Annotated in this window: 20 protein-coding genes; all 20 read left to right on the top strand. The window is 39.6% G+C overall.

Annotated elements, in window-relative coordinates:
• Positions 1-9 precede the first annotated feature (9 nt).
• The 20 genes from CD122_RS06980 to CD122_RS07075 all read left to right on the top strand — a co-directional run bounded on the left by CD122_RS06980 (position 10) and on the right by CD122_RS07075 (position 25,099).
• The gene (locus CD122_RS06980) at positions 10-405 is read left to right on the top strand and encodes a helix-turn-helix domain-containing protein (RefSeq protein WP_103358280.1); all 396 of its coding nucleotides are present in this window, start codon (positions 10-12) and stop codon (positions 403-405) included.
• Positions 406-443: 38 nt separating this feature from the next.
• Positions 444-1,028 (top strand): CDP-diacylglycerol--glycerol-3-phosphate 3-phosphatidyltransferase, encoded by a 585-nt coding sequence (gene pgsA / locus CD122_RS06985; protein ID WP_103358281.1) that lies wholly within the window; start codon positions 444-446, stop codon positions 1,026-1,028.
• Positions 1,029-1,251: 223 nt separating this feature from the next.
• On the top strand, positions 1,252-2,394 hold the full coding sequence (locus tag CD122_RS06990) for a CinA family nicotinamide mononucleotide deamidase-related protein (RefSeq protein WP_103358282.1): 1,143 nt from the start codon (positions 1,252-1,254) through the stop codon (positions 2,392-2,394).
• 208 nt (positions 2,395-2,602) lie between these two features.
• Positions 2,603-3,652 carry a recombinase RecA gene (gene recA, locus CD122_RS06995; RefSeq protein WP_103358283.1) on the top strand — a complete coding sequence of 350 codons (1,050 nt, stop codon included), beginning with the start codon at positions 2,603-2,605 and terminating at the stop codon, positions 3,650-3,652.
• Between the two features lie 482 nt (positions 3,653-4,134).
• Positions 4,135-5,694, top strand: coding sequence for a ribonuclease Y (rny, locus tag CD122_RS07005; RefSeq protein WP_103358285.1), 1,560 nt, complete (start codon positions 4,135-4,137; stop codon positions 5,692-5,694).
• 358 nt (positions 5,695-6,052) lie between these two features.
• On the top strand, positions 6,053-6,427 hold the full coding sequence (locus tag CD122_RS07010; protein ID WP_103358286.1) for an ArsR/SmtB family transcription factor: 375 nt from the start codon (positions 6,053-6,055) through the stop codon (positions 6,425-6,427).
• Positions 6,417-8,567: a heavy metal translocating P-type ATPase gene (locus tag CD122_RS07015; protein ID WP_103358287.1), complete on the top strand. Its 2,151-nt coding sequence runs from the start codon at positions 6,417-6,419 to the stop codon at positions 8,565-8,567. Before CD122_RS07010 ends, CD122_RS07015 begins: the two co-directional genes overlap by 11 nt.
• A gap of 279 nt (positions 8,568-8,846) precedes the next feature.
• A complete protein-coding gene (locus CD122_RS07020; protein ID WP_103358288.1) occupies positions 8,847-9,659 on the top strand; it encodes a TIGR00282 family metallophosphoesterase in 813 nt (270 codons plus the stop codon).
• A 220-nt stretch (positions 9,660-9,879) separates the two neighbouring features.
• Positions 9,880-11,640, top strand: coding sequence for a 2-oxoacid:acceptor oxidoreductase subunit alpha (locus CD122_RS07025; RefSeq protein ID WP_103358289.1), 1,761 nt, complete (start codon positions 9,880-9,882; stop codon positions 11,638-11,640).
• Complete coding sequence (locus CD122_RS07030) at positions 11,641-12,507, top strand: 2-oxoacid:ferredoxin oxidoreductase subunit beta (protein ID WP_103358290.1); 867 nt, start codon at positions 11,641-11,643, stop codon at positions 12,505-12,507.
• Positions 12,508-12,671: 164 nt separating this feature from the next.
• Positions 12,672-12,848 (top strand): hypothetical protein, encoded by a 177-nt coding sequence (locus CD122_RS11940; RefSeq protein WP_169926484.1) that lies wholly within the window; start codon positions 12,672-12,674, stop codon positions 12,846-12,848.
• A gap of 151 nt (positions 12,849-12,999) precedes the next feature.
• Entirely contained in the window at positions 13,000-14,547 is a 1,548-nt protein-coding gene (gene miaB, locus CD122_RS07035) for a tRNA (N6-isopentenyl adenosine(37)-C2)-methylthiotransferase MiaB (protein ID WP_103358291.1), read from the top strand.
• Positions 14,547-14,936, top strand: coding sequence for a YlbF family regulator (locus CD122_RS07040; RefSeq protein WP_103358292.1), 390 nt, complete (start codon positions 14,547-14,549; stop codon positions 14,934-14,936). The genes miaB and CD122_RS07040 overlap by 1 nt, the downstream gene beginning before the upstream one ends.
• Positions 14,926-15,438 (top strand): energy coupling factor transporter S component ThiW, encoded by a 513-nt coding sequence (gene thiW / locus CD122_RS07045; RefSeq protein ID WP_103358293.1) that lies wholly within the window; start codon positions 14,926-14,928, stop codon positions 15,436-15,438. Before CD122_RS07040 ends, thiW begins: the two co-directional genes overlap by 11 nt.
• Positions 15,439-15,555: 117 nt before the next feature.
• A complete protein-coding gene (gene mutS / locus CD122_RS07050; RefSeq protein WP_420852953.1) occupies positions 15,556-18,147 on the top strand; it encodes a DNA mismatch repair protein MutS in 2,592 nt (863 codons plus the stop codon).
• 11 nt (positions 18,148-18,158) lie between these two features.
• Entirely contained in the window at positions 18,159-20,114 is a 1,956-nt protein-coding gene (gene mutL / locus CD122_RS07055) for a DNA mismatch repair endonuclease MutL (protein ID WP_103358295.1), read from the top strand.
• A 24-nt stretch (positions 20,115-20,138) separates the two neighbouring features.
• Positions 20,139-20,672 carry a glycerol-3-phosphate responsive antiterminator gene (locus CD122_RS07060; RefSeq protein WP_103358296.1) on the top strand — a complete coding sequence of 178 codons (534 nt, stop codon included), beginning with the start codon at positions 20,139-20,141 and terminating at the stop codon, positions 20,670-20,672.
• Positions 20,673-20,934: 262 nt separating this feature from the next.
• A complete protein-coding gene (locus tag CD122_RS07065; RefSeq protein WP_103358297.1) occupies positions 20,935-21,750 on the top strand; it encodes an MIP/aquaporin family protein in 816 nt (271 codons plus the stop codon).
• A 50-nt stretch (positions 21,751-21,800) separates the two neighbouring features.
• Positions 21,801-23,306: a glycerol kinase GlpK gene (gene glpK, locus CD122_RS07070; protein ID WP_103358298.1), complete on the top strand. Its 1,506-nt coding sequence runs from the start codon at positions 21,801-21,803 to the stop codon at positions 23,304-23,306.
• A gap of 122 nt (positions 23,307-23,428) precedes the next feature.
• Complete coding sequence (locus CD122_RS07075) at positions 23,429-25,099, top strand: glycerol-3-phosphate dehydrogenase/oxidase (RefSeq protein ID WP_103358299.1); 1,671 nt, start codon at positions 23,429-23,431, stop codon at positions 25,097-25,099.
• Positions 25,100-25,323 lie beyond the last annotated feature (224 nt).

The following is a 25,323-nucleotide window of genomic DNA, read 5'->3' on the forward strand; positions in this document are numbered from 1 at the left end:
GTTGAAGTAGTGAAGTTGATTGGCGAGGTTTTACAAGGGAAGAGAGAGCGTCTCGGAATGACGTTATCTGAATTAGAAGAACGCACGCATATTCAGCGTGAGACATTGATGGCCATTGAACGCAATCAATTTGAAAAACTCAATCAGCCAGCATATGCGATTGGTTTTATTCGTAAATATGCGCAAGCTGTAAACTTGGATGGTGCGCATTTGATTGAGAAACATCAGGAAGAATTGCCTGAAACGAATCAGTTTGTGTCTAAAGCACTGCATCAGTTGGCGACGACAGATCAATCATTGGCCTATCAGCAGCGAGATAATGAAACGAAGCAAGTGGCGATTGTTATTGCAGGCTTGATGGTTGTATCGGCAGGGCTTTGGGCTGTGTTAAGTCTTGTGTTATAATAGGGCGGTATAAAAAGATATTGAAATGAGGATGAACAATGAATATACCAAATCAGATCACGCTTTTTCGTGTGATATTAATTCCTCTCTTTATGTTATTTGCACTTGTTGACTTTGGTATGGGGCAAGTCGCATTGCTTGGAGGACAAACGGTACGCATTGAATTTTTAATCAGTGGCTTGATCTTTATTTTAGCCTCAATTAGTGACTTTGTTGATGGATACTTAGCACGTAAATGGCAACTCGTAACGAATATGGGTAAATTCCTAGATCCACTCGCGGATAAGTTGCTTGTTTCTGCGGCGCTTATCGTATTAGTTGAGCTTGGACTCACGAACTCAGTAGTTGCGATTATTATTATTGCACGTGAATTCGCAGTAACAGGCTTGCGTTTATTGCAAATCGAACAAGGTTTTGTGAGTGCAGCAGGACAACTTGGTAAAATCAAAACAGCCGTGACAATGGTGGCGCTTGTATTTATCTTATTAGGCGAACCATTAAGCCAATGGATCGGTTTCTCACTTGGACAAGTTTTATTATACATCGGTGTGTTCTTTACGATTTTATCTGGTGTGGAATATTTCTATAAAGGACGCGACGTCTTTTTACAAGATAAACAATAATTTTAAAAGTGGTGCATACAGTCTTTTGATTATAAAAGGATTGTGTGCCCTTTTTTGTATTTGATATGGTCAACATGAATAACTAAGAAATGTGAATATTTATGGCTTGCTATTGGTTATTCATTCAGCTTGTAGGGTATAATGTATAAGCATTCTAACTGACCCAGTAAAGTGAAAAATATTATAGTAGTGTTATGTGATTTATGTATGGGAGGACAGAACAATGAAAGTATGTATTATCGCTGTTGGCTCAGAGTTGTTACTCGGTCAAATTGCAAACACGAATGCGCAATATATCTCACGTGTACTTAACGAAGCGGGACACCACGTGTTGGAACACATTGTTGTAGGGGACAATCCAGAACGTTTGGCACGTGTAACGAAACGCGCGTTGGCACAATATGACGCGATTATTTTTACAGGTGGTTTAGGGCCAACGAAAGATGATTTGACGAAGCAGACGGTTGCGGAAGTAATGGGTAAGGAATTGGTTATGGATCAATCAGCGCTAGATTATATTGAGTCATATTTTGTGGCACAAGATAGAGTGATGACACCGAATAATAAGCAACAAGCATTGGTAATTGAAGGTTCTCAAGTCTTGGCGAATCGTGTAGGGATGGCACCCGGTATGTATGTCGTTTATGAAGATACACATGTTGTCATGATACCGGGACCACCGAGTGAAATGCGCCCAATGGTAGATAATGAATTAATGCCACACTTTGCACAATCGAACCAGACGATCTTTTCTGAAGTGCTTCGCTTTTGTGGCATTGGTGAGTCACAAGTGGAGACGGAACTGTTAGATTTAATTGATGCGCAGACGAATCCAACAATTGCACCACTAGCTGGTAAACATGAAGTGACGATTCGTTTAACGGCGAGCGGGAAAGATACTGAAGCTTGTAAAGCACTTATTGAACCGATAAAAGCGCAAATTCTGGAACGTGTTGGTGATTATTATTATGGCTCAGATGATCTAACACCCGAACAGGCAGTCATGAATCGTCAATCAGCGTCTGTTGCGGTGTATGATGCGGTAACTGATGGCTTATTACATGCCCGTTTAAAACAAGCGGATACTTGTCATCTATTGAAAGGCTATATGTTACATCACGACAGCTTTTTACAGTCGGATGTGACAATTGAAGAGAACCTACGCATTGCGGCGATGTTCGTACAATCATTGTATGAAACGCAACAGGCTGTTAGTCTATTAGCAGTCGGTCAAACAGTATATGTTGGCTTTTTAGATGGATCACAATTTGATGTGAAAAGCTTCAAAATGGCGACACAACGCAATCTAATGCGCGATCGCAGTCAAAACTATGTGCTCATCGAGTGGTTGAATTGGTTAAAATGAAGCGAGTTGTGTTGAGTACGACGATAAAGCACGTTTGTTCGCAAAAGTGAAATCACTCGAGAAAATAACCGAACAAATATTCGCTAAAATGCTTGTAATTTTAGTTGAAAGCTTGTATAGTATAACTAAATCAATTGGAACAACGAACACGGAACGTACGTGTAATTAATACATTTGAACAGATAGATGATATTAGGAGGTACAATCATTGGAGAATGAACGTCAAAAAGCACTAGATACGGTAATTAAAAACATGGAAAAATCTTTCGGTAAAGGTGCCGTTATGAAGTTAGGCGATAATAAAGATCGCAACGTATCAACAATTTCAACAGGCTCTGTAACGCTAGACCACGCATTAGGAGTGGGCGGTTATCCGAAAGGGCGTATTATCGAAGTTTATGGTCCTGAAAGTTCAGGTAAAACAACAGTCACATTGCACGCTATTGCAGAAGTGCAAAAAAATGGTGGCGTTGCAGCGTTTATCGATGCCGAGCATGCGTTAGACCCTGTATACGCAGAAGCATTAGGTGTGGACATTAATAATTTATATATTTCTCAACCAGACCACGGTGAACAAGGTTTAGAGATCGCGGAAGCCTTCGTACGTAGTGGTGCAGTAGATATCGTTGTTGTCGACTCAGTTGCGGCGTTAACACCTAAAGCTGAGATTGAAGGTGAAATGGGTGATACGCACGTTGGTTTACAAGCGCGTTTAATGTCTCAAGCATTACGTAAACTTTCAGCAGCTATATCTAAGTCTAAAACAACAGCAATCTTTATTAACCAAATTCGTGAAAAAGTGGGTGTTATGTTTGGTAACCCTGAAACAACACCTGGTGGGCGCGCATTAAAATTCTATAGCTCTGTACGTTTAGAAGTTCGTCGTGCAGAACAATTGAAACAAGGTCAAGATATCGTTGGTAACCGTACGAAGATTAAAGTCGTTAAAAACAAAGTTGCACCACCATTCAAAGTAGCAGAAGTGGATATTATGTACGGTCAAGGTATTTCACGCCAAGGTGAGTTAATCGACTTAGGTGTGGCACATGATATTGTAGACAAGTCAGGTGCATGGTATTCATACAACGGTGAACGTATGGGTCAAGGTAAAGAGAATGTAAAATTATTCTTGAAAGAAAACCCAGAATTAGAAGCGGAAATCGATCGCAAATTGCGTGAAAAACTCGGTATTGCTGATGAAGCAGCCGCAGATAACGAAGATACAGCAAAAGAAGCAGATACGCTTTTTGATGCTTAATCAATAGTGAATGAAGAATACTTCATCTTTTATGGTGGAATGGCGTATGCTGTTCCACTTTTTTCAGGTTAAGGTGTTATAATGCGTTCTTATAATTTATTTTCGGAGATGTGCAAGGAGTTAGGACATTAAGGCTGTTCAATTTATAAGGCAGTAGTTGTCGGGTATGAAATTACGCTTGTTATACCCACTCAGTCATACTGAGATAGGACAATGGTGATTTTGATAAATAAGATGCCTATCCTAAACTTAATTTTGGTTGTGAACAATAGGACTTGAACATAAAGATGACTCGATAAATGCTGATGACAGTTTTTGAGAAATAGAATGTGTAGAAAAGAACGCTGGCTATTCATGACACAAGTCTTGATTTTTCTGACTTCAAAACGTACAATTAGACTTGTATGATTTTTAGTCATATTCATGTAATCATATTGATTTGTTAATATACAGAATCAAATCCTAGAAAAGGAGGTGTTTGTGTGAATTTATTAACCCTCTTACTCATTTTGCTGGGTATTATTCTAGGAGTTGTTGCGGGGTACTTTATCGCTCAGAATTTAATAAATCAACGGCAAGTACAAGCTAAAAATACAGCCGAAGATATTGTTGAACAAGCGAAGAAAGACGCCGAAAATCTAAAAAAAGAAAAGTTACTCGAAGCGAAAGAAGAAAACCAAAGAATTCGTGAGCAAGCGGACAGCGAGCTTAGAGAACGTCGTGGTGAACTTCAGCGACAAGAATCCCGACTTCTTCAAAAAGAAGAAAACTTGGAGCGTAAATCTGATCTATTAGATAAGAAGGATGAGATTTTAGAGCAAAAAGAATCTAAACTTGAAGAAAGACAACAACAAGTAGATGCAAAAGAGAGTAGTGTTCAAGCAATAATAATGAAACACGAACAAGAATTAGAACGCATCTCCGGTCTCACTCAAGAAGAAGCACGTAATGAACAACTGGAACGTGTTGAAAATGAATTGTCACAGGATATTGCAGTACTTGTTAAGGAAAAAGAACGTGAAGCGAAAGAAAAAGTCAACCAAACTGCAAAAGAGTTACTTGCGACGACCGTTCAAAGATTTGCAGCTGAACATACGTCAGAGTCAACGGTGTCAGTTGTTAACTTACCTAACGATGAAATGAAAGGACGTATCATTGGTCGAGAAGGACGTAATATTCGTACGCTTGAAACGTTAACGGGTATTGATTTAATTATTGATGATACACCAGAAGCAGTTATTTTATCTGGTTTTGACCCAGTTCGTCGTGAAATTGCAAAAACGGCATTGATTAATTTAGTATCAGATGGTCGTATTCATCCGGGACGTATTGAAGATATGGTCGACAAAGCACGACGTGAAGTAGATGAAATTATCCGAGAAGCAGGGGAACATGCGACATTTGAATTGAATGTACACAATATGCATCCTGATCTTGTGAAAATTTTAGGACGTATGCACTACCGTACAAGTTATGGTCAAAACGTACTGAAACATTCTATTGAGGTGGCACATTTATCAGGAATGTTAGCAGCTGAATTGAATGAAGATGTCACGATTGCCAAACGTGCAGGTTTATTGCACGACATTGGTAAGGCGATTGACCATGAAGTGGAAGGCAGTCACGTAGAAATTGGCGTGGAACTTGCGAAAAAATACGGAGAATCGCCAACTGTTATTAATGCGATTCATTCACATCACGGCGATGTTGAACCGACATCTATTATTTCAATCCTTGTGGCAGCAGCTGACGCATTATCAGCAGCTCGTCCAGGTGCGCGTAAAGAAACATTAGAAAACTACATCAAGCGTCTCGAACGCTTGGAGGCCATTTCAGAGAACTACGATGGTGTTGAAAAGGCATTTGCGATTCAAGCAGGACGTGAAATTCGCGTGATTGTATCGCCAGAAGCCATTGATGATTTACAATCCCATCGATTGGCAAGAGACATTAAAGACCAAATTGAAGGTGAACTTCAATATCCAGGTCATATCAAAGTGACAGTTGTTCGTGAGACGAGAGCAGTCGAATATGCAAAATAATAAAAAACAACCTCAATATTGGGGTTGTTTTTTTGTGCAGTATTTGAAGATGAAGGTTCAAATGATAGTCCGAAAAACAAACTATACAATGGGACCTTCAATTTAAATTTGAAATTTCATGTAAAGCAGTAACTGACTGGCATGAGAATATGTTTTTACAAGCTTTTTTCACACCTACTCGATTTTGCAAGTGAACCTTTATAGAAAAATGAGATGCCTATCATATTCACTAGCTTGAAATGGACAATGAAAAAATGTAAATTTTGTCTCACTTTCATTCAAGCGAATATTTGAATAACAATCAAAATTGCGTTATATTATAATCAAGTGAATACTTGAATGAAAGTGGGTGATAGTTATGGCTCAAGATCCAATGGGATGTGATGCATTTTTCATTGATGAGCAACATGTGCGCGAGGCGAAAGAAACATTGGCGCAAACAAATATTGAAAGTGTGAGTTTGATGTTTAAAAGCATTGCCGACATCAATCGTGCCAAAATAACGTATTTATTATGCGTGCATGATGAGTTATGTGTTTGTGACTTGGCAGAAATCTTACATTTAACCGTTGCGAATACATCGCATCATTTACGTTTGCTATATAAAAATGGTGTGGTTACTTATCGCAAAGAAGGTAAACGTGCATTTTATCGTATTTATGATGAACATATTCGTCAAATTATGATGATTTCAATTGCACATAAAGAAGAGGTGGTTAGCGATGACGAATAAGCAAACAACGTATCGTGTAGAGGGTATGTCATGTGCCAACTGTGCTGCAAAATTTGAACGTAATGTTGCGGCATTGCCATCCGTAGAATCAGCAACTGTTAATTTCGGGGCATCCAAAATTTATGTTACAGGAACGCCAACGCTAAAAGAGATTGAAGCAGCAGGTGCGTTTGAAAATATTTCTGTTTTTGATGATCAAGCCCCAAAAGTTAAACAACAAGATGAAAAAGAGGGTCATGAACCACAAACAATATTTGAAAAACTAAAACATTTTCTTGAGAATAATCAGTCATTATGGTTTGCGACATTATTAATTGTATTTGGCTATATATCACAGGTTTTATATGGTTCGGACGCAATACTTACGCCGTTATTATTTGCCAGTGCTGTTGTAATCAGTGGCATGACGCTGATTAAAGAAGGGCTTAGAAACTTATTCCATTTTGAATTCGATATGCGAACATTGATGACGATTGCCGTTATTGGTGGTATGTTGATTGGCGAATGGGGAGAAGTGGCCGTTGTTGTGGTTTTATTTGCGTTAAGTGAAGCGTTAGAAGAATTTTCAATGCATAAAGCACGTGATGCAATGGCGTCATTGATGACGATTGCTCCCGATACAGCAACTGTGTTACGTGACGGTAAGCATGTTGAATTACCAGTTGAAGATGTCAGCGTTGGCGATGTGTTATATGTCAAAGCTGGACAAAAAATTGCGTTAGATGGTGTTGTGCAATCAGGTCATGCGACTGTGAATCAAGCTGCGATTACAGGTGAGTCCATTCCGGTTGAAAAAGTGATTGGCGATGAAGTATATGCGGGCACGTTAAATCATGATGGATTGTTAGAAATTGAAGTGACGAAAGGTGCAGCTGATACAACGATTGCGAAAGTGATTGAAATGGTGGAAGCAGCACAACTCAATAAAGCACCTGCACAAGCATTTATCGAGCGTTTTGCGCAGTATTATACACCATTAATTATGCTCATAGCGGTAGGCGTTGCTGTGATACCGCCTTTAGTAACGGGTGGCGATTGGTACGATTGGATTTACCAAGGTCTGTCCGTACTTGTGGTCGGTTGTCCGTGTGCGTTAATTATTTCAACGCCTATTTCAATTGTATCGAGTATTAGTACTGCTGCGAAAAATGGTGTACTCATTAAAGGCGGCATTCATTTAGAACAGATGAGCAAAATTAAAACGATGGCATTTGATAAAACAGGTACATTGACCATGGGAGAACCGAGTGTTGTGGATGTTATAAACTTAACAGCACAACAAGATGAAGAAGCGGTGTTGGCACGTGCTGCTGCATTAGAACATACGACGCAACATCCGCTTGCTCGAGCGATTGTCAACTATGTAGAAACGCAAAATATTTCGTATAATGTAACGTTGGATCACGTACAAAGTATGACTGGACAAGGTATCCAAGGTACGTTTGGCGAACATACGATGACGATAGGACAGCCTCAATTATTCGAAGCTAGCTTAACAGCACATGTGCGTCAATTAGTCGAAACACAGCAACAACAAGGGCGCACAGTTGTATTGGTTATGGAAGATGAAATGCTTAAATTATTAATTGCGCTACAGGATAAAGTACGCCCACAATCTAAAAAAGTCATTGCGCAGTTAGCAGATTTAGGTGTCACATGCCGTGTTATGTTAACAGGTGATAACACATTTACTGCGAATACGATAGGTGAAGAAGTCGGTATTACAGATGTATACGCGAACTTGATGCCAGAAGATAAATTGACGTATATTGAACGTCTTGCCGAATCACAGTCTGTCGCAATGGTGGGTGACGGTGTTAACGATGCACCCGCACTGGCGCGTGCAGATGTCGGTATTGCGATGGGTGGTGCAAGTACGGATACAGCGCTCGAAACGGCAGATATTGCATTGCTCAGTGATGATATGTCAAAATTACCGTATGCGATACGTTTAAGTCGTCTAACAATGCGTACGATTAAGTGGAATATTGCGATTGCACTTGGTCTTAAAATAATTGCATTGTTGCTCGTTATTCCAGGATGGCTTACATTATGGATTGCGATTATGTCTGATATGGGTGCGACAATTCTTGTTACACTGAATGCGATGCGTCTTTTATACGTTAAAGATGTGTCCTAACATTGACATCACATATGAGCACGCTAAAATATATAAGAGAGTATTTTGATCGTAGGCAATCAAACTGAAGTTGGGACATTCATAGGAACATTTAAATTCAATTTGAGATTTCATATAGTAGGCAGTAGCTGACTGGTATGAAAATGCGCTTTGACAAGCTTTTTTACACCTAGTCAGCCTTGCCGGGGTGGGACAACGGAATCTTTTTTGATAAATGAGATGCCTGTCCCACTCCCATGTTTAGATTGCCTATGTCAATGAATAGAGAGGACATAGCGGATGAGAATATTATTTATTGGAGATATCGTAGGCAAGGTTGGTCGACAAGCGATTTCGGATTATTTGTCTCAGCTAAAGCAACATTATCGTCCAACAGTAACGATTGTAAATGCTGAAAACGCAGCACATGGGAAAGGGATTACTGAAAAGATTTATAAAGAATTGTTGCGTGAAGGTGTCGACTTTATGACGATGGGGAACCATACATACGGGCAGCGTCAAATATATGAGTTTATTGATGATGCCACACGCATGGTACGACCTGCGAACTTTCCAGATGAAGCACCAGGCATAGGTATGCGCATTATTCAACTGAATGATAAAAAATTAGCAGTTATTAATTTACAAGGCCGTGCGTTTATGCAAGATATTGATGACCCGTTCAAAAAAGCGGACCAGTTGATTAAAGAAGCACAAGCAGAAGCGGACTATATTTTTGTCGATTTTCATGCTGAAACGACGTCCGAAAAGAATGCGATGGGTTGGTATTTAGATGGCCGTGTAGGTGCGGTTGTAGGAACACATACACATATTCAAACATCTGATGAACGTATTTTGCCACAAGGTACGGCGTATATTACAGATGTCGGGATGACGGGCTATTATGACGGTATACTCGGTATTAACCGCGATGAAGTGATTGAGCGCTTTATTACGAGCTTACCACAACGCCATGTCGTGCCTGATGAAGGACGTAGTGTATTATCAGGTGTCTTTGTAGAGTTGAGACCTGACGGGACTGCGAAACATATTGAGCGTATTTTAATAAATGAAGATCATCCAGAGATTGGTACAAAAGCATTTAGAAATTAAGTAGAACCAGCGTGATGCGTAAAATAGCTTTTTATTTTATCGAATCACGAAGTTGTGTCGAAAATTCTGCTTTTAGGACACCAGTGCACCAATTGATTGTGAGCCAGTTCAGTATCGTCCATTAGTATGATTTTTTGTAAAACCCACTATTTTATTGCACATATAGTGGGTTATTTTGATATGATAAACAATGAAGTTAAACGTGTAGGAGGCTAAACGAATGAAATCTCAAATATCGTGGAAAGTCGGCGGACAACAAGGTGAAGGGATTGAATCTACGGGTGAAATCTTTGCCACTGCCATGAACCGTAAAGGCTATTATTTATACGGCTATCGTCACTTTTCTAGCCGCATCAAAGGCGGACACACTAACAATAAAATTCGTGTGTCGACAACACCTGTACATGCGATTAGTGATGATTTAGATATATTAGTTGCATTTGATCAAGAAACGATCGCATTGAACCATCATGAAATGCGTGAAGACAGTGTGATTTTAGCTGATAGTAAAGCAAAACCGGAAAAGCCGGAAGATTGTAAGGCACAGTTAATTGTGATGCCATTTACAGCGGTAGCTAAAGAATTAGGCACAACATTGATGAAAAACATGGTGGCAATTGGTGCGACAGCGGCGTTAATGTCATTAGATAAAGCACCATTTGAAACGCTTATTACAAGTATGTTCGAGAAAAAAGGTGACAAAGTCGTTGACCTAAACATTCAAGCATTACATGAAGGTTATCGTTTAATGCAAGATGAATTATCAAATATTAACGGTGACTTTGATTTGGCAGAAAGCGACAATGTCCCACATCTATACATGATTGGTAACGATGCAATCGGTTTAGGTGCCATTGCAGGTGGTTCACGCTTTATGGCTGCGTATCCAATTACACCAGCATCTGAAATTATGGAATATATGATTGAACACTTACCTGAAGTCGGCGGTACAGTTATTCAAACTGAAGATGAAATCGCTGCAGCAACAATGGCAATCGGTGCGAACTACGGTGGCGTTAGAGCATTCACTGCCTCTGCAGGACCAGGTTTATCGTTAATGATGGAAGCGATTGGTTTATCAGGTATGACTGAAACACCACTTGTCATTATGAATACACAACGTGGTGGCCCATCAACTGGTTTGCCAACAAAGCAAGAACAATCTGACTTAATGCAGATGATTTACGGTACACATGGCGATATTCCAAAAATCGTCTTGGCACCAACAGATGCGGAAGATGCGTTTTATCTAACAGTAGAAGCCTTTAACTTGGCTGAAATGTATCAATGTCCAGTCATTTTATTAAGTGACTTACAATTGTCACTCGGTAAACAAACAGTCAAACAATTAGATTACGACAAGATTGAAATTAATCGTGGCGCAACGATTTTAGAAGATATTGAACGTGATCCTGAAGATAAAGACTATTATAAACGCTACGAAGTGACTGAATCAGGCGTGTCACCAAGACCAGTTCCTGGCGTTAAAGGCGGTATTCACCACGTTACAGGTGTTGAACATAACGAACAAGGGAAACCAAGTGAAGCAGCACAAAACCGTCAAGATCAAATGGACAAACGTATGCGTAAAACAGAAAACTTACGCATTGAAAAGCCAGTTGAAGGTACGTTGAAGCATGACGATGCAGACATTCTTTACCTTGGATTTATCTCAACAAAAGGTGCGATTCAAGAAGGTACCGCACGCTTAGAAGCAGAAGGTCATAAAGTGGAACATTTACAAATTCGTCAATTGCATCCATTCCCAACTGACGTCATTCAAGAAGCGGTGGATCGTGCACGTAAAGTCGTTGTCGTTGAACATAACTACCAAGGACAACTTGCGAATATTATCAAAATGAATGTGAATTTAGGCGATAAATTAGTAAACCAAACAAAATATGATGGCACACCATTCTTGCCACATGAAATCGAAATGAAAGGTTTATCACTTTTAAATTCACAAAAGGAGAGACTCTAATTGGCTACATTCAAAGATTTTAGAAATAATGTCAAACCGAACTGGTGTCCAGGATGTGGCGACTTCTCAGTTCAAGCAGCGATTCAAAAAGCAGCAGCGAACGTCGGTTTAGAACCAGATGAAGTGGCATTAATTACTGGGATAGGTTGTTCTGGACGTCTTTCAGGTTATGTTAATTCATACGGCGTGCACTCAATTCATGGACGTGCATTGCCACTTGCACAAGGTGTTAAAATGGCAAATCGCGACTTAACAGTCATTGCTTCAGGTGGTGACGGCGATGGTTACGCGATTGGTATGGGTCATACAATCCACGCGTTACGTCGAAATATGAACATTACGTATATCGTTATGGATAACCAAATTTACGGTCTAACAAAAGGACAAACATCACCTTCATCAGCACCTGGATTTGTAACGAAAACAACGCCAAAAGGGAATATCGAACAAAATGTTGCACCGCTTGAGTTGGCATTGTCATCAGGCGCAACATTTGTCGCACAAGGTTTCTCAAGTGACATTAAAGCATTAACAAAAATGATTGAAGATGCGATTAATCATGATGGTTTCTCATTTGTGAATGTTTTCTCACCATGTGTTACTTATAATAAAATCAATACGTATGATTGGTTTAAAGAACATCTGACTGACTTGAATGATATTGAAGATTACGATACGTCAGATAAGCAACGTGCGATCAAAACGGTTGTTGAACACAATTCGTTAGTTAAAGGAATCGTGTACCAAGATACAGAAACACCATCATATGAATCACAAATTGAGACGTTTGGTGAAACACCTTTAGCACATCAAGATATTAAGTTAACATCATCACAATTTGAATCATTAACAAAACAATTTGTATAAGATATAGATGGACGAATAGAGCTGGAGTACCGTGGTAATGTGGTATTTCAGCTTTATTTATGTGCTGTTATTGAGTGATTATATTATTGAGCCATTCGGTAAAAGAATATATAGTTGAGATAATAGAGAAAGATTGCCAAAAATATGAGAAAGGGGGATGTATTATGGCTACAGTCAGTTTTACTACAAATTATATTTTTGACAATCAAGGCGCACAAAAACTTGTTGAAGCAATGGAAAAGAGTGAACATACGAAAGTGAACAGAGTTGAAATCCATGCGAAGCGTTTGAAGCATAAAAAGGAACTTGAAAGTTTTATGGAAAAAGTGGAACAAGCATGAGGATTAACGATGTTTCACTATTGCTCGCTTTAATAAATGGGTATCACTAAGCGCAGACTTCATATTGCCACGACAAGATATGACAAATTGCACTTTGCGTTTTTTTCTAATATAATGGAGAGATGATATAAGGGCAGAAAGGGTTTTGCATGTGAATGAAGAACAAAGAAAAGCTGGCACGTTAGACGTACTGGCAAATCGTAAAGATAAAGCTGAAGAGAAAGATTATAGTAAATACTTCGACCACGTTTATCAGCCACCAAGTCTAAAGGAAGCGAAAAAGCGTGGGAAAGAAGAGACGGTTTATAATCGCGACTTCCAAATCGACGAAAAGTATCGTGGTATGGGGAAAGGTCGTACGTTCTTAATTAAGACATATGGTTGTCAAATGAATGCGCATGACACGGAAGTAATGGCGGGTATTTTGACGGCGCTAGGCTATACGCCAACAGAAGACGTCAATGTAGCAGATGTCATCCTATTAAATACATGTGCGATTCGTGAAAATGCTGAAAACAAAGTGTTCGGCGAAATTGGTAACTTGAAACATATTAAACAAGAACGTCCAGATTGTTTAATCGGTGTTTGTGGTTGTATGTCACAAGAAGAATCTGTTGTAAACAAAATCTTAAAATCTTACCAAAATGTCGACATGATTTTTGGTACACACAACATTCATCGTCTTCCACAAATTTTAGAAGAAGCGTATCTTTCTAAAGCGATGGTTGTCGAAGTATGGTCCAAAGAAGGCGATGTCATCGAGAACTTGCCGAAAGTGCGTGAAGGTCGCATTAAAGCATGGGTGAACATTATGTATGGTTGTGACAAGTTCTGTACATACTGTATCGTGCCATTCACACGTGGGAAAGAACGTAGTCGTCGCCCACAAGATATTATTGATGAAGTGCGCGACTTAGCATGCCAAGGATACCAAGAGATTACGTTGTTAGGTCAAAATGTGAACTCTTACGGTAAAGATTTAGACGATATCGAATACGGTCTTGGCGATTTATTAGAAGATATTGCGAAGATTGATATTCCACGTGTTCGTTTCACTACGAGCCACCCTTGGGACTTTACAGATCGCATGATTGAAGTGATTGCGCAAGGTGGTAATATCGTGCCACACATCCATTTACCGGTACAATCGGGTAATGACCAAGTGCTAAAAATTATGGGCCGTAAATATACGCGTGCAAGTTATTTAGATCTTGTTAACCGTATTAAACAAGCAATTCCTAATGTGGCATTAACAACGGATATTATCGTTGGCTATCCGAATGAAACAGAGGAACAATTTGAAGAAACATTGTCATTATATGAAGAAGTAGGTTTCGAGCATGCGTATACGTATCTCTACTCTCAACGTGACGGTACACCAGCAGCCAAGATGAAAGATAACGTACCGACAGACGTGAAAAAAGCGCGTCTACAACGTTTGAACCAATTAGTCGGTAAGTACTCAGCAGAAGCATTAAAAGCTTATGAAGGTAAAACTGTTAAAGTGCTTTGTGAAGGTGCAAGTAAGAAAGATGAAGAAGTGTTAGCGGGCTACACGGAACGCAACAAGTTAGTCAACTTCCGTGCACCAAAATCAATGATTGGTAAAATTGTAGATGTGAAAATTGTTGAAGCGAAACAATATTCATTAAACGGTGAATTTGTAGGTGTGAGTGTTGCAACGCTGGTGAGTCAATAATGACTTCCAAAGAGGATGTATTACAAAAGGCGCGTGAACTACAACAAGCAATTCAAGACTTGGAGACGGTTCGTTACTATCAACAAGTCGAACAGCAAATTCATGAAAATGAACAAATAGCGCAACATATGAATACATTAAAGCAACAACAAAAACAATCTGTAAACTTACAAAACTATCATAAACCCGTTGCATATCAACGTTCGGAATCAACCATTCAAGCGATTCAATCAGAAATTGACGATATTCCTATTGTGTCAGAATTTCGCCAAGCACAGCGTGAAGCGAATGATACGATACAGTTTATTATTGAAACATTAGCGGATGGCATTGATGTTGCACAAGTGGGCACACTCGACGATCGAAAGGAGGATGACAATGAACAATAGAAAACTGACATTAACAGCATTATTTATCGCACTCAATGTCGTATTAAGTACGGTCATTGTCATTCCAATTGGTCCGATTAAAGCAGCACCCGTACAACATTTTATCAATGTGCTGAGCGCTGTATTGTTAGGCCCTTGGTTCGGCCTTGCACAAGCGTTCTTATCATCTACCATTCGTGTGTTGCTGGGAACGGGGACACCTTTTGCATTTCCAGGTAGTATGATTGGTGTACTTCTTGCAAGTCTGTTCTATTACGTGAATCGCCATCTGTTTGTTGCGGCGATTGGCGAAGTGATTGGTACAGGGATTATCGGTAGCTTAGTGTGTATTCCACTCGCTTGGCTATTACATTTGGAAGGCTTTTTAATAAAACCACTGATGGCTGCGTTTATCGTATCAAGTATGCTTGGTGCAGTAGTCAGCTATGCGTTACTAATCGTGTTGAAAAGACGTGGTTTGTTAAGCAAAATACAAAAATATACGAAACACAAGTCGAAATGACGAATGGGCTAGACGAATTGAATGTTGCATATCGTCTAGCCTTTATACATAGTTCTAATGAATGATAAATAGAGATTTAAAGGAATGTGATAATAGATGTCAAATGTAACACCGATGATGAAGCAGTATCTCTCAATAAAATCTCAACATCAAGATGCGCTACTGTTTTTTAGATTAGGCGATTTTTATGAATTATTTTATGATGATGCGATTACAGCTGCACGCGTGTTAGAAATTACACTCACGAAACGCGATGCGAAAAAAGCCAACCCGATTCCAATGGCTGGCGTACCGTTTCACTCGGCGGACGGTTATATCGAAACGCTTATTCAGAATGGCTATAAAGTAGCGATTTGTGAACAAATGGAAGACCCACGACAAGTAAAAGGAATGGTTAAGCGAGAAGTCGTACGTATTGTGACGCCTGGTACTGTTATGGAGCAAGGTGGCGTTGACGACACGCAAAATAACTATATTTTAAGTTTTGTTCATGATGGCGATTATGCGTTGAGTTACTGTGATATTTCAACGGGAGAATTAAAGGTCACACATTTTGAAGATGAGAGTACGTTAATTAATGAAGTGACGACGATTAAACCGAATGAAATTGTCGTATCACAGCCGCTTTCAGATAGTTTGAAACGTCAGTTCAGTATAATTACGGAGACGATTACAGTACGTGAGGCGATTTCAGAAACGCAGTACGATGTGAATCAGCTGGATCATCCTCAAATGCAGCAAGCGGTACAAATTTTGCTTGACTATATTTATGATACGCAGAAACGAGATATGTCACATATTGAACCGGCCGTCGTTTATCGTGCGCTCGATTATATGAAAATGGACTACTATGCGAAACGTAATCTTGAATTAACGGAAAGTATTCGCTTGAAGTCTAAAAAAGGGACATTATTATGGTTGATGGATAAAACGAAAACACCAATGGGCGCAAGACGTTTGAAACAATGGATTGATCGACCGTTGATTCAACAAGCAGAAATTGTTAAACGTCACGAAGCGGTGTCACAGTTTTTAAATTACTTTATTGAGCGTGCCACACTCAGAGATTATTTAACAGAAGTGTATGATATTGAACGTTTAGTAGGACGTGTCAGCTTTGGGAATGTCAATGCGAAAGACCTTGTACAACTGAAGCATTCGATTGCACAAATTCCAGCGATAAAAGCATTATTACAAACAATTGATCATGAAGCCATTGCACATTTTAATGCGTTAGAACCTTTGGAAGACCTATTAGCGGTATTGGAAAGAAGTCTAGTGAACGAACCGCCATTATCAGTCAAAGAAGGCGGTCTGTTCAAAACTGGATTCAATGAAGAATTAGATAGCTATTTAGATGCATCACGTAACGGAAAACAATGGCTTGCGGAATTACAAGCAAGAGAACGTGAACGTACAGGCATTAAATCGCTCAAAATTAGCTTCAATAAAGTATTCGGTTATTATATCGAAATCACACGTGCCAATTTAGCACAGTTTGATCCAGTCGCACACGGTTATGAACGTAAACAAACGCTATCCAATGCTGAGCGTTTTATTACAGATGAATTAAAAGAAAAAGAAAGCATGATTCTCGGCGCACAAGATAAAGCCATTGAACTTGAGTATCAGTTGTTCACAGAGTTACGTCAGTATGTGAAACAATTTACAGAACGCCTACAACAACAAGCCAAAATCATCTCGGAACTCGATTGCTTACAAAGTTTTGCGGAGATTGCACAACAATATAATTATGTGCGTCCGACATTTAGTGAAAATCGCACATTATCACTTGTGGATTCACGCCATCCGGTAGTAGAGCGTGTAATGGACTACAACGATTATGTGCCGAACGACTGTCACTTAGATGATGACACATACATTTATTTAATTACTGGTCCGAATATGTCTGGGAAATCTACCTATATGAGACAAGTTGCGATTATTAGTATTATGGCGCAAATGGGGGCATTCGTTCCATGTAAGTCAGCACAGTTACCGATTTTTGACCAGATTTTCACGCGTATTGGTGCGGCGGATGATCTTGTATCAGGAAAAAGTACATTTATGGTCGAAATGTTGGAAGCACAAAAAGCATTGCGTTATGCGACAGCGGACAGTTTAATTATTTTTGATGAAATCGGACGTGGTACGTCGACATACGATGGTTTGGCACTGGCGCAAGCGATGATTGAGTATGTTGCGGAAACGTCACAGGCGAAAACATTGTTCTCAACGCATTACCATGAGTTAACAGAATTAGACCAGTCATTGCCATGCTTGAAGAACGTCCACGTAGCAGCAAACGAATATAAAGGCGAATTGATTTTCTTACACAAAGTTAAAGAAGGGGCTGTCGCGAACAGTTATGGTATTCAAGTCGCACAGTTAGCCGATTTACCGGAAGCTGTTATCGCACGTGCGAAGGTGATTTTGGATGCTTTTGAATCGCATGATAAACCAACTGCGATTGCGGCAACGGCTTCTGAGCATGACGAAGGGCAAGAGATACCAGAAGTACAGCGTGAAACACAGGAACCAGCAAAGGCACAATCAGGCGAAACGATTTACGAACAACCGACATTTGATTTATTTGAACCGACTGCAGAGAGTGAAATCGAACAAGAAATTAAAAAATTGAACATTTCACAAATGACGCCGTTAGATGCATTAGTCAAATTAAGTGAACTGCAAAATCGATTGAATTAGAAGGTGACACGATGGGAAAAATTAAAGCATTACAAACGTCACTTGCCAATAAAATTGCAGCAGGTGAAGTGGTTGAACGTCCAAGCTCAGTTGTTAAAGAATTACTAGAAAACAGTATTGATGCAGGTGCAACGGAGATTAACGTCGAAGTTCAAGAAGCGGGTGTGGCATCCATTCGCGTTGTTGATAACGGATCAGGCATTGAAGAAGATGACTTATCGCTCGTGTTCCATCGTCATGCTACGAGTAAGCTATACGATGATGACGATTTATTCCATATTCGTACACTTGGATTCCGTGGTGAAGCGCTAGCAAGTATTGCTTCAGTCGCCAAAGTCACATTACAAACATCAACAGATGGCATAGACGGCTATGAAGTATACGCGGAAGAAGGGGCAATTTTGTCTCAAAAACCAGCACGTGCACGTCAAGGCACAGATATTTTGGTTGCGAACTTGTTTTACAATACCCCTGCACGTTTGAAGTATATTAAAAGTTTGTATACAGAACTGGGCAAGATAACCGATATTATGAACCGCATGGCAATGAGCCACCCAGATATTCGTATGTCATTGATGAGTGACGGCAAAAAAATGCTACAAACGAATGGTTCAGGTCGCACAAATGAAGTGATGGCAGAAATATATGGTATGAAAGTCGCACGTGATTTACTGCATATTACTGGTGAAACGAGTGACTATGAAATTGAAGGCTATATTGCCAAACCAGAACATTCACGCAGTAACCGCCATTACATTTCATTGTTTATCAACGGCCGTTATATTAAAAATTTTGTGTTAAATAAAGCGGTAGTGGAAGGCTATCATACATTATTAACGATTGGCCGTTACCCAATTGTCTATTTGAACATTAAGATGGATCCCATTTTAGTAGACGTCAATGTGCATCCGACAAAGTTAGAAGTACGTTTGTCAAAAGAAGACCAATTATACGCACTCATTGTTGAAAAAATACGTGAAGCGTTTCAAGACAAAATATTAATTCCGAAAAATGACTTAGACAAACACAAACCGAAAAAAGTGTTGGAACAGTTCGAACAACAGAAAATAGCGTTTGAGCAGCGCCAACAAATAACACCTGTACAACCGGATACGACACTTGAAAATGGTGCTACTTATGTAGAAGATGAGCGAGCAGAATCCAATGAGCAACCATCAGTGGTTCGTGAAGCGGCACCGACATATACGCCACCCGTTAATGAGCCGTCGCTATCACAAGACGAGGCTGAATCAACAGATGATCAGGATGCCTTCGCACAAGCACAACGTGAACTGCTGATGGATATGGACACAGCACCTGAACAAGCACCGGTACAAGAAGCTGCGCAACAAGCACCTGTTGAACAGCCAGCACAAGATCAGTCACGTGTGCCTTATATGGAAATTGTTGGTCAAGTGCATGGCACGTACATTGTGGCGCAAAATGATACAGGCATGTATTTGATTGACCAACATGCGGCACAGGAACGCATTAAATACGAATACTTCCGTGACAAAATCGGGGAAGTGACGAACGAAAATCAAAGTTTATTAATTCCACTAACCTTTAATTTTTCAAAAGATGAACAGTTGATCATTGAACAATCACGTGAAGAATTAGAAAAAGTCGGCATCTTTTTAGAACCATTTGGCGGTTATGATTATATTGTGAATAGTTATCCAGTATGGTTCCCACAAGAAGAAGTGGAAGAGATTATTAAAGATTTGATTGAGTATGTGCTCGCGCATAAAACGGTGAACATCGCCAAGTTCCGTGAAGAAGCGGCAATTATGATGAGCTGTAAAAAGTCGATTAAAGCCAACCATTACTTGAAGAAAGAAGATATGGCGCATTTGATTGATCAATTACGAGAAATGCAAGATCCGTTTACGTGTCCGCATGGTCGTCCCATTATTATTAACTTTACTAATTATGAACTAGAGCGATTATTTAAACGTGTTCAATAGTACATCTGAAAGGAATTACAAACAGTGAAACCTTATATTTTACCAGCGATTCGATCAATGAAAGACCTTGAAAAGTTAGCAAAAACGGATTATCAAACATGTGTACTATTAGACACACATATTAGTCACTTAAAAGGTATTATGCAGTTTATGCAGCAACGCCAACTTCAACCATACGTGCACATTGATTTGATCAAGGGCATGAGTCATGATGAATTTGCATGTGAATACATTGTTCAGCAGTATCGACCAAGAGGCATTGTATCTACAAAAATGAAAGTCATTAAAAAAGCGAAAGCACTTGGCGTCGTAACTATTTTTCGTGTATTTATTATCGATAGCCATGCATTGGAGCGTAGTATTGAACTCATCAAACGCCTTGAACCAGATTATGTAGAAGTATTACCTGGCATTGCAGATAAAGTCATCCAACAGATTCAGCAACAAACGGGCGCACGTGTCATTGCCGGTGGACTCATTAGTACAGAAGATGAAGTGCAACGTGCAGTGGATAGTGGCGCAACCTATATTACAACAAGTGACCGTAGCTTGTGGTAAATGCACGCAATAAAAGATAGTGTGATAGACGCTGATATATACAGCGCTGTGACACTATCTTTAATTTTATGTTGAAAAATTAAAACAAAAGTAATAAATATCTATAAAAATCAAAATTTTAATTTGACAGCGTTTTCATATCACTGTATTATTAATAGCAAGTTAATATAAGAATAGAGACTAAGAGATTTCTGCGTTCGTATTATATCTATTGGTGTAGTGCGTGTTGTAGTTGTCTCTTTTTTGCTAAGGAGGAACAGACATGAATATTTATTTAGCAGAATTTTTCGGGACAGCCCTTTTACTTTTAATGGGTGGCGGTGTTGTCGCTAACGTCGTACTAAGAAAGTCAAAAGGTGAAGCAGCAGACTGGATAGTTATTGCTGTCGGTTGGGGACTTGCTGTTACGTTAGGTGTCTACGCAGTCGGTCAGTTCTCAGGTGCGCATTTGAACCCTGCAGTTACCATCGCATTTGCCGTAACGGGTGATTTTGCATGGTCACAAGTGCCAGGTTACATCGTGGCACAAATGCTTGGTGCCATTGTCGGTGCAGCACTTACATGGTTAACATACTTACCACATTGGCGTGCAACAGATGATCAAGGTGCGAAGTTAGGTGTTTTCTCAACAGCACCTGGTATCCGTAACTACATGGCAAACTTCTTAACAGAGATTATTGGCACAGCTATTTTAATTGCAGGTTTATTATTTATCGGCGCAAACAAATTTACAGATGGTTTAAATCCATTAATCGTCGGTGCATTAATCGTCGCAATTGGTGTCAGCTTAGGTGGTCCAACTGGTTATGCAATCAATCCAGCCCGTGACTTAGGTCCACGTATCGCGCATGCGTTATTACCAATCCACAAAAAGGGTAGCAGTGACTGGTCATATGCAATCGTACCAGTACTTGGTCCTATCGTTGGTGGTATGTTAGGTGCGGTCATCTATCGCCTTGTATTTGAAAGTACATTCGATGTATGGACAATCATCACAGTCGTTCTTGTCGCATGTACACTCGTGCTCGGTCAGATCATGAACAAAAAATCTTCAAGAGATGACATCGCAAAAATTTAACTTTAAAATAATAGATAATGAATACGAATGATTCAGGGAGGCATCATATTATGGGAAAATATATTTTAGCAATTGACCAAGGTACAACGAGCTCAAGAGCCATTTTATTTGATGAAAAAGGAGAAATTTGTGGTATCTCACAACGAGAATTCAAACAACATTTTCCAAAATCTGGCTGGGTAGAACACGACGCAAATGAAATTTGGACGTCTGTTATTTCAGTAATGGCAGCCGTATTAAACGAAAACGACATTTCAGCATCTGAAGTCGCAAGTATTGGTATTACGAACCAACGTGAAACTACAGTCGTTTGGGATAAAAACACAGGTCGTCCAATCTATCACGCAATCGTTTGGCAATCACGTCAAACACAACATATTTGCGATCAGTTGAAAAAAGACGGTCACGAAGAACTATTCCGTCAAAAAACAGGCTTACTATTAGACCCATACTTCTCAGGAACAAAAGTTAAATGGATTCTTGATGAAGTAGAAGGTGCCCGTGAGAAAGCAGAAAACGGCGACCTATTATTCGGTACAATCGATTCATGGCTCGTATGGAAACTGTCAGGCGGACAAGCACACGTAACTGACTACACAAATGCGAGTCGTACGTTAATGTATAATATTCATGACTTAAAATGGGACGATGAATTACTTGAACTATTAGACGTTCCGAAAAATATGTTACCGGAAGTACGTCCTTCAAGTGAAATCTACTGTGAAACAAAAGACTATCACTTCTTTGGTCAAAATGTTCCAATTGCTGGTATCGCTGGTGACCAACAAGCCGCATTATTCGGCCAAGCATGTTTCGAACGTGGCGACGTTAAGAACACGTACGGTACAGGTGGCTTCATGTTGATGAACACAGGTGAAGAAGCTGTTATTTCTGATCATGGTTTATTAACAACAATCGCTTACGGTCTCGACGGCAAAGTACATTACGCATTAGAAGGCTCAATCTTTGTTGCCGGTTCAGCAATCCAATGGTTACGTGACGGCTTACGTATGATTCAATCAGCACCACAATCAGAAGACTATGCAACTCGCGTTGACGGTAGCGACGGCGTCTATGTCGTGCCAGCATTCGTAGGTCTTGGTACACCATACTGGGATTCTGAAGCACGTGGCGCAATCTTTGGTTTAACACGCGGAACGAAAAAAGAACACTTTATTCGTGCAACATTAGAATCACTTTGTTATCAAACACGTGACGTTATCGAAGCAATGGCACAAGATTCTGGTATCGAAGTGAATGGTTTACGTGTTGACGGTGGTGCCGTACAAAATAATTTCTTAATGCAATTCCAAGCTGATTTATTAAATATTGAGGTAGAACGCCCAGAAGTCAGCGAAACAACAGCATTAGGTGCCGCATACTTAGCAGGTATTGCGACAGGATTCTGGAAAGATCAATCACACGTTAGCAGTCATTGGAAATTGGAAAAAGCATTCAATCCTGAGATGCCTGAAGCGAAACGTGAGAAACTTTATACAGGATGGAAAAAAGCAGTTGAAGCAACGCAAGTATTCAAGTTAGACGAAGCGGAGTAACTGTGATATACTAAAGTCAAGTTAATAGAAGCACGCGAGATTAGGAGAGATTTTTCGTACAACTTTAAATAAGTCTGTAGGAGAAGTCTCTCCTTTTTTAGTACAAATAGGAGGTAGTTAGTATGGGTTTATCAACATTAAAGCGTCATTCAGTCAAAGAAAATATGAAACAAGGTACGTATGATTTAGTCGTTGTAGGTGGCGGTATTACAGGGGCAGGTATCGCACTTGATGCATCAGCACGTGGCATGAAAGTCGCACTCGTGGAAATGCAAGACTTCGCACAAGGGACAAGCTCTCGTTCAACAAAATTAGTACACGGTGGTTTACGTTACTTGAAACAATTCCAAATTGGTGTTGTCGCTGAAACAGGTAAAGAACGTGCTATCGTTTATGAAAACGGACCACACGTAACAACACCAGAGCGTATGTTATTACCAATGCACAAAGGCGGCACATTCGGTAAATTCTCAACATCTATCGGTTTAGCTGTATACGATTTCTTAGCAGGCGTTAAAAAATCAGAACGCAAAACAATGTTAAACAAACAACAAACAATGGACAAAGAACCACTAGTCAAACAAGAAGGTCTTAAAGGTGGCGGTTCATACGTTGAATATCGTACAGACGATGCACGTTTAACAATCGAAGTTATGAAAAAAGCAGCTGAACAAGGTGCAGACATCATCAACTATGCAAAAGTAACGAACTTCTTATATGACGATAAACAACAAGTCAAAGGTGTAACTGTTACAGACCGTTTAGAAAACGATACATTCGACATTCATGCGAAAAAAGTCGTCAATGCGACTGGTCCATGGGTAGACGAAGTACGTCGTGCAGACTACTCTAAAAACAACAAACAATTACGCTTAACTAAGGGTGTTCACGTTGTTATCGACCAATCTAAGTTCCCATTACAACAAGCTGTGTACTTTGATACAGAAAATGATGGTCGTATGATTTTCGCTATTCCACGTGATGGTAAAGCGTATGTTGGTACAACAGATACATTCTACGATAACGATAAAGCGAGCCCACAAGTAAACCAAGAAGACCGTGATTACTTAATTGATGCGATTAACTACATGTTCCCAACAGTGAATGTGTCTGATAGCGATATCGAATCAACTTGGGCAGGTATCCGTCCGTTAATTTTAGAAGAAGGTAAAGATCCATCTGAAATTTCACGTAAAGATGAAGTTTGGGAAGGTAAATCTGGCTTATTAACAATTGCAGGTGGTAAGTTAACAGGTTACCGTCATATGGCCGAAGATATTATGAACTTAGTTGAAAAACGCTTGAAACAAGAGTATGGCGATAAATTTAAAGCAGTGAACACTAAACACATCACGATTTCTGGTGGTGACGTAGGTGGTAGCGCAAACTTTGAAAACTTCGTTGCTGAAAAAGTAGAAGAAGCACGTAAATTCAACTTAGACCCACAACTTGCAGAATTCTTTGCGCGTCGCTATGGTTCTAACGTAGATACTATTTTTGAAATCGTTCAAGCTGCTAAACACCAAAACAGTGGCTTACCATTACAAGTTTATGTAGAACTTGTTTACGGTGTACAACACGAACTTGTCGTGAAACCAACAGACTTCTTCGTGCGTCGTACTGGCGATATTTACTTCAACATTGATGCGGTAATGCGTCATAAAGATGCGGTTATCGAAGTGCTTGCTGACTTAGTAGGTTATGATGAACATACAAAAGCACAATACAAAGCAGAACTTGAACAAGCAATTGATGAAGCACGCTTTGGTCAACATCAACCAGCTGAAGCATAATAAGCGCTAATAAAATATTCTAAAACCATTGGCTTGTCAGTGATACATGGACATATCATTGTTACATGTACACTGTCGCCAATGGTTTTTCTTTGTATAAATTTAGGTGTTCAAAAGCATTTTCTGTCTCATGACCAATGTTTTGAAGTAATGAAACAATTAAAGTATAAAGCACCTAAACATTACTAAATTGCCAATTCAGTCCACCGTCAATAAAATGGTTA

It is taken from the genome of Staphylococcus rostri, from assembly GCF_002902145.1.
GTDB lineage: Bacteria > Bacillota > Bacilli > Staphylococcales > Staphylococcaceae > Staphylococcus > Staphylococcus rostri.

Coding starts and splice junctions, on each gene's coding strand:
- CD122_RS07040 (WP_103358292.1), top strand. CDS start 14,547: ATGACTTCCAAAGAGGATGTATTACAAAAGGCGCGTGAACTACAACAA.
- thiW (WP_103358293.1), top strand. CDS start 14,926: ATGAACAATAGAAAACTGACATTAACAGCATTATTTATCGCACTCAAT.
- pgsA (WP_103358281.1), top strand. CDS start 444: ATGAATATACCAAATCAGATCACGCTTTTTCGTGTGATATTAATTCCT.
- mutS (WP_420852953.1), top strand. CDS start 15,556: ATGAAGCAGTATCTCTCAATAAAATCTCAACATCAAGATGCGCTACTG.
- CD122_RS07025 (WP_103358289.1), top strand. CDS start 9,880: ATGAAATCTCAAATATCGTGGAAAGTCGGCGGACAACAAGGTGAAGGG.
- CD122_RS11940 (WP_169926484.1), top strand. CDS start 12,672: ATGGCTACAGTCAGTTTTACTACAAATTATATTTTTGACAATCAAGGC.
- CD122_RS07020 (WP_103358288.1), top strand. CDS start 8,847: ATGAGAATATTATTTATTGGAGATATCGTAGGCAAGGTTGGTCGACAA.
- mutL (WP_103358295.1), top strand. CDS start 18,159: ATGGGAAAAATTAAAGCATTACAAACGTCACTTGCCAATAAAATTGCA.
- CD122_RS07075 (WP_103358299.1), top strand. CDS start 23,429: ATGGGTTTATCAACATTAAAGCGTCATTCAGTCAAAGAAAATATGAAA.
- CD122_RS06990 (WP_103358282.1), top strand. CDS start 1,252: ATGAAAGTATGTATTATCGCTGTTGGCTCAGAGTTGTTACTCGGTCAA.
- glpK (WP_103358298.1), top strand. CDS start 21,801: ATGGGAAAATATATTTTAGCAATTGACCAAGGTACAACGAGCTCAAGA.
- CD122_RS07010 (WP_103358286.1), top strand. CDS start 6,053: ATGGCTCAAGATCCAATGGGATGTGATGCATTTTTCATTGATGAGCAA.
- CD122_RS07015 (WP_103358287.1), top strand. CDS start 6,417: ATGACGAATAAGCAAACAACGTATCGTGTAGAGGGTATGTCATGTGCC.
- CD122_RS07065 (WP_103358297.1), top strand. CDS start 20,935: ATGAATATTTATTTAGCAGAATTTTTCGGGACAGCCCTTTTACTTTTA.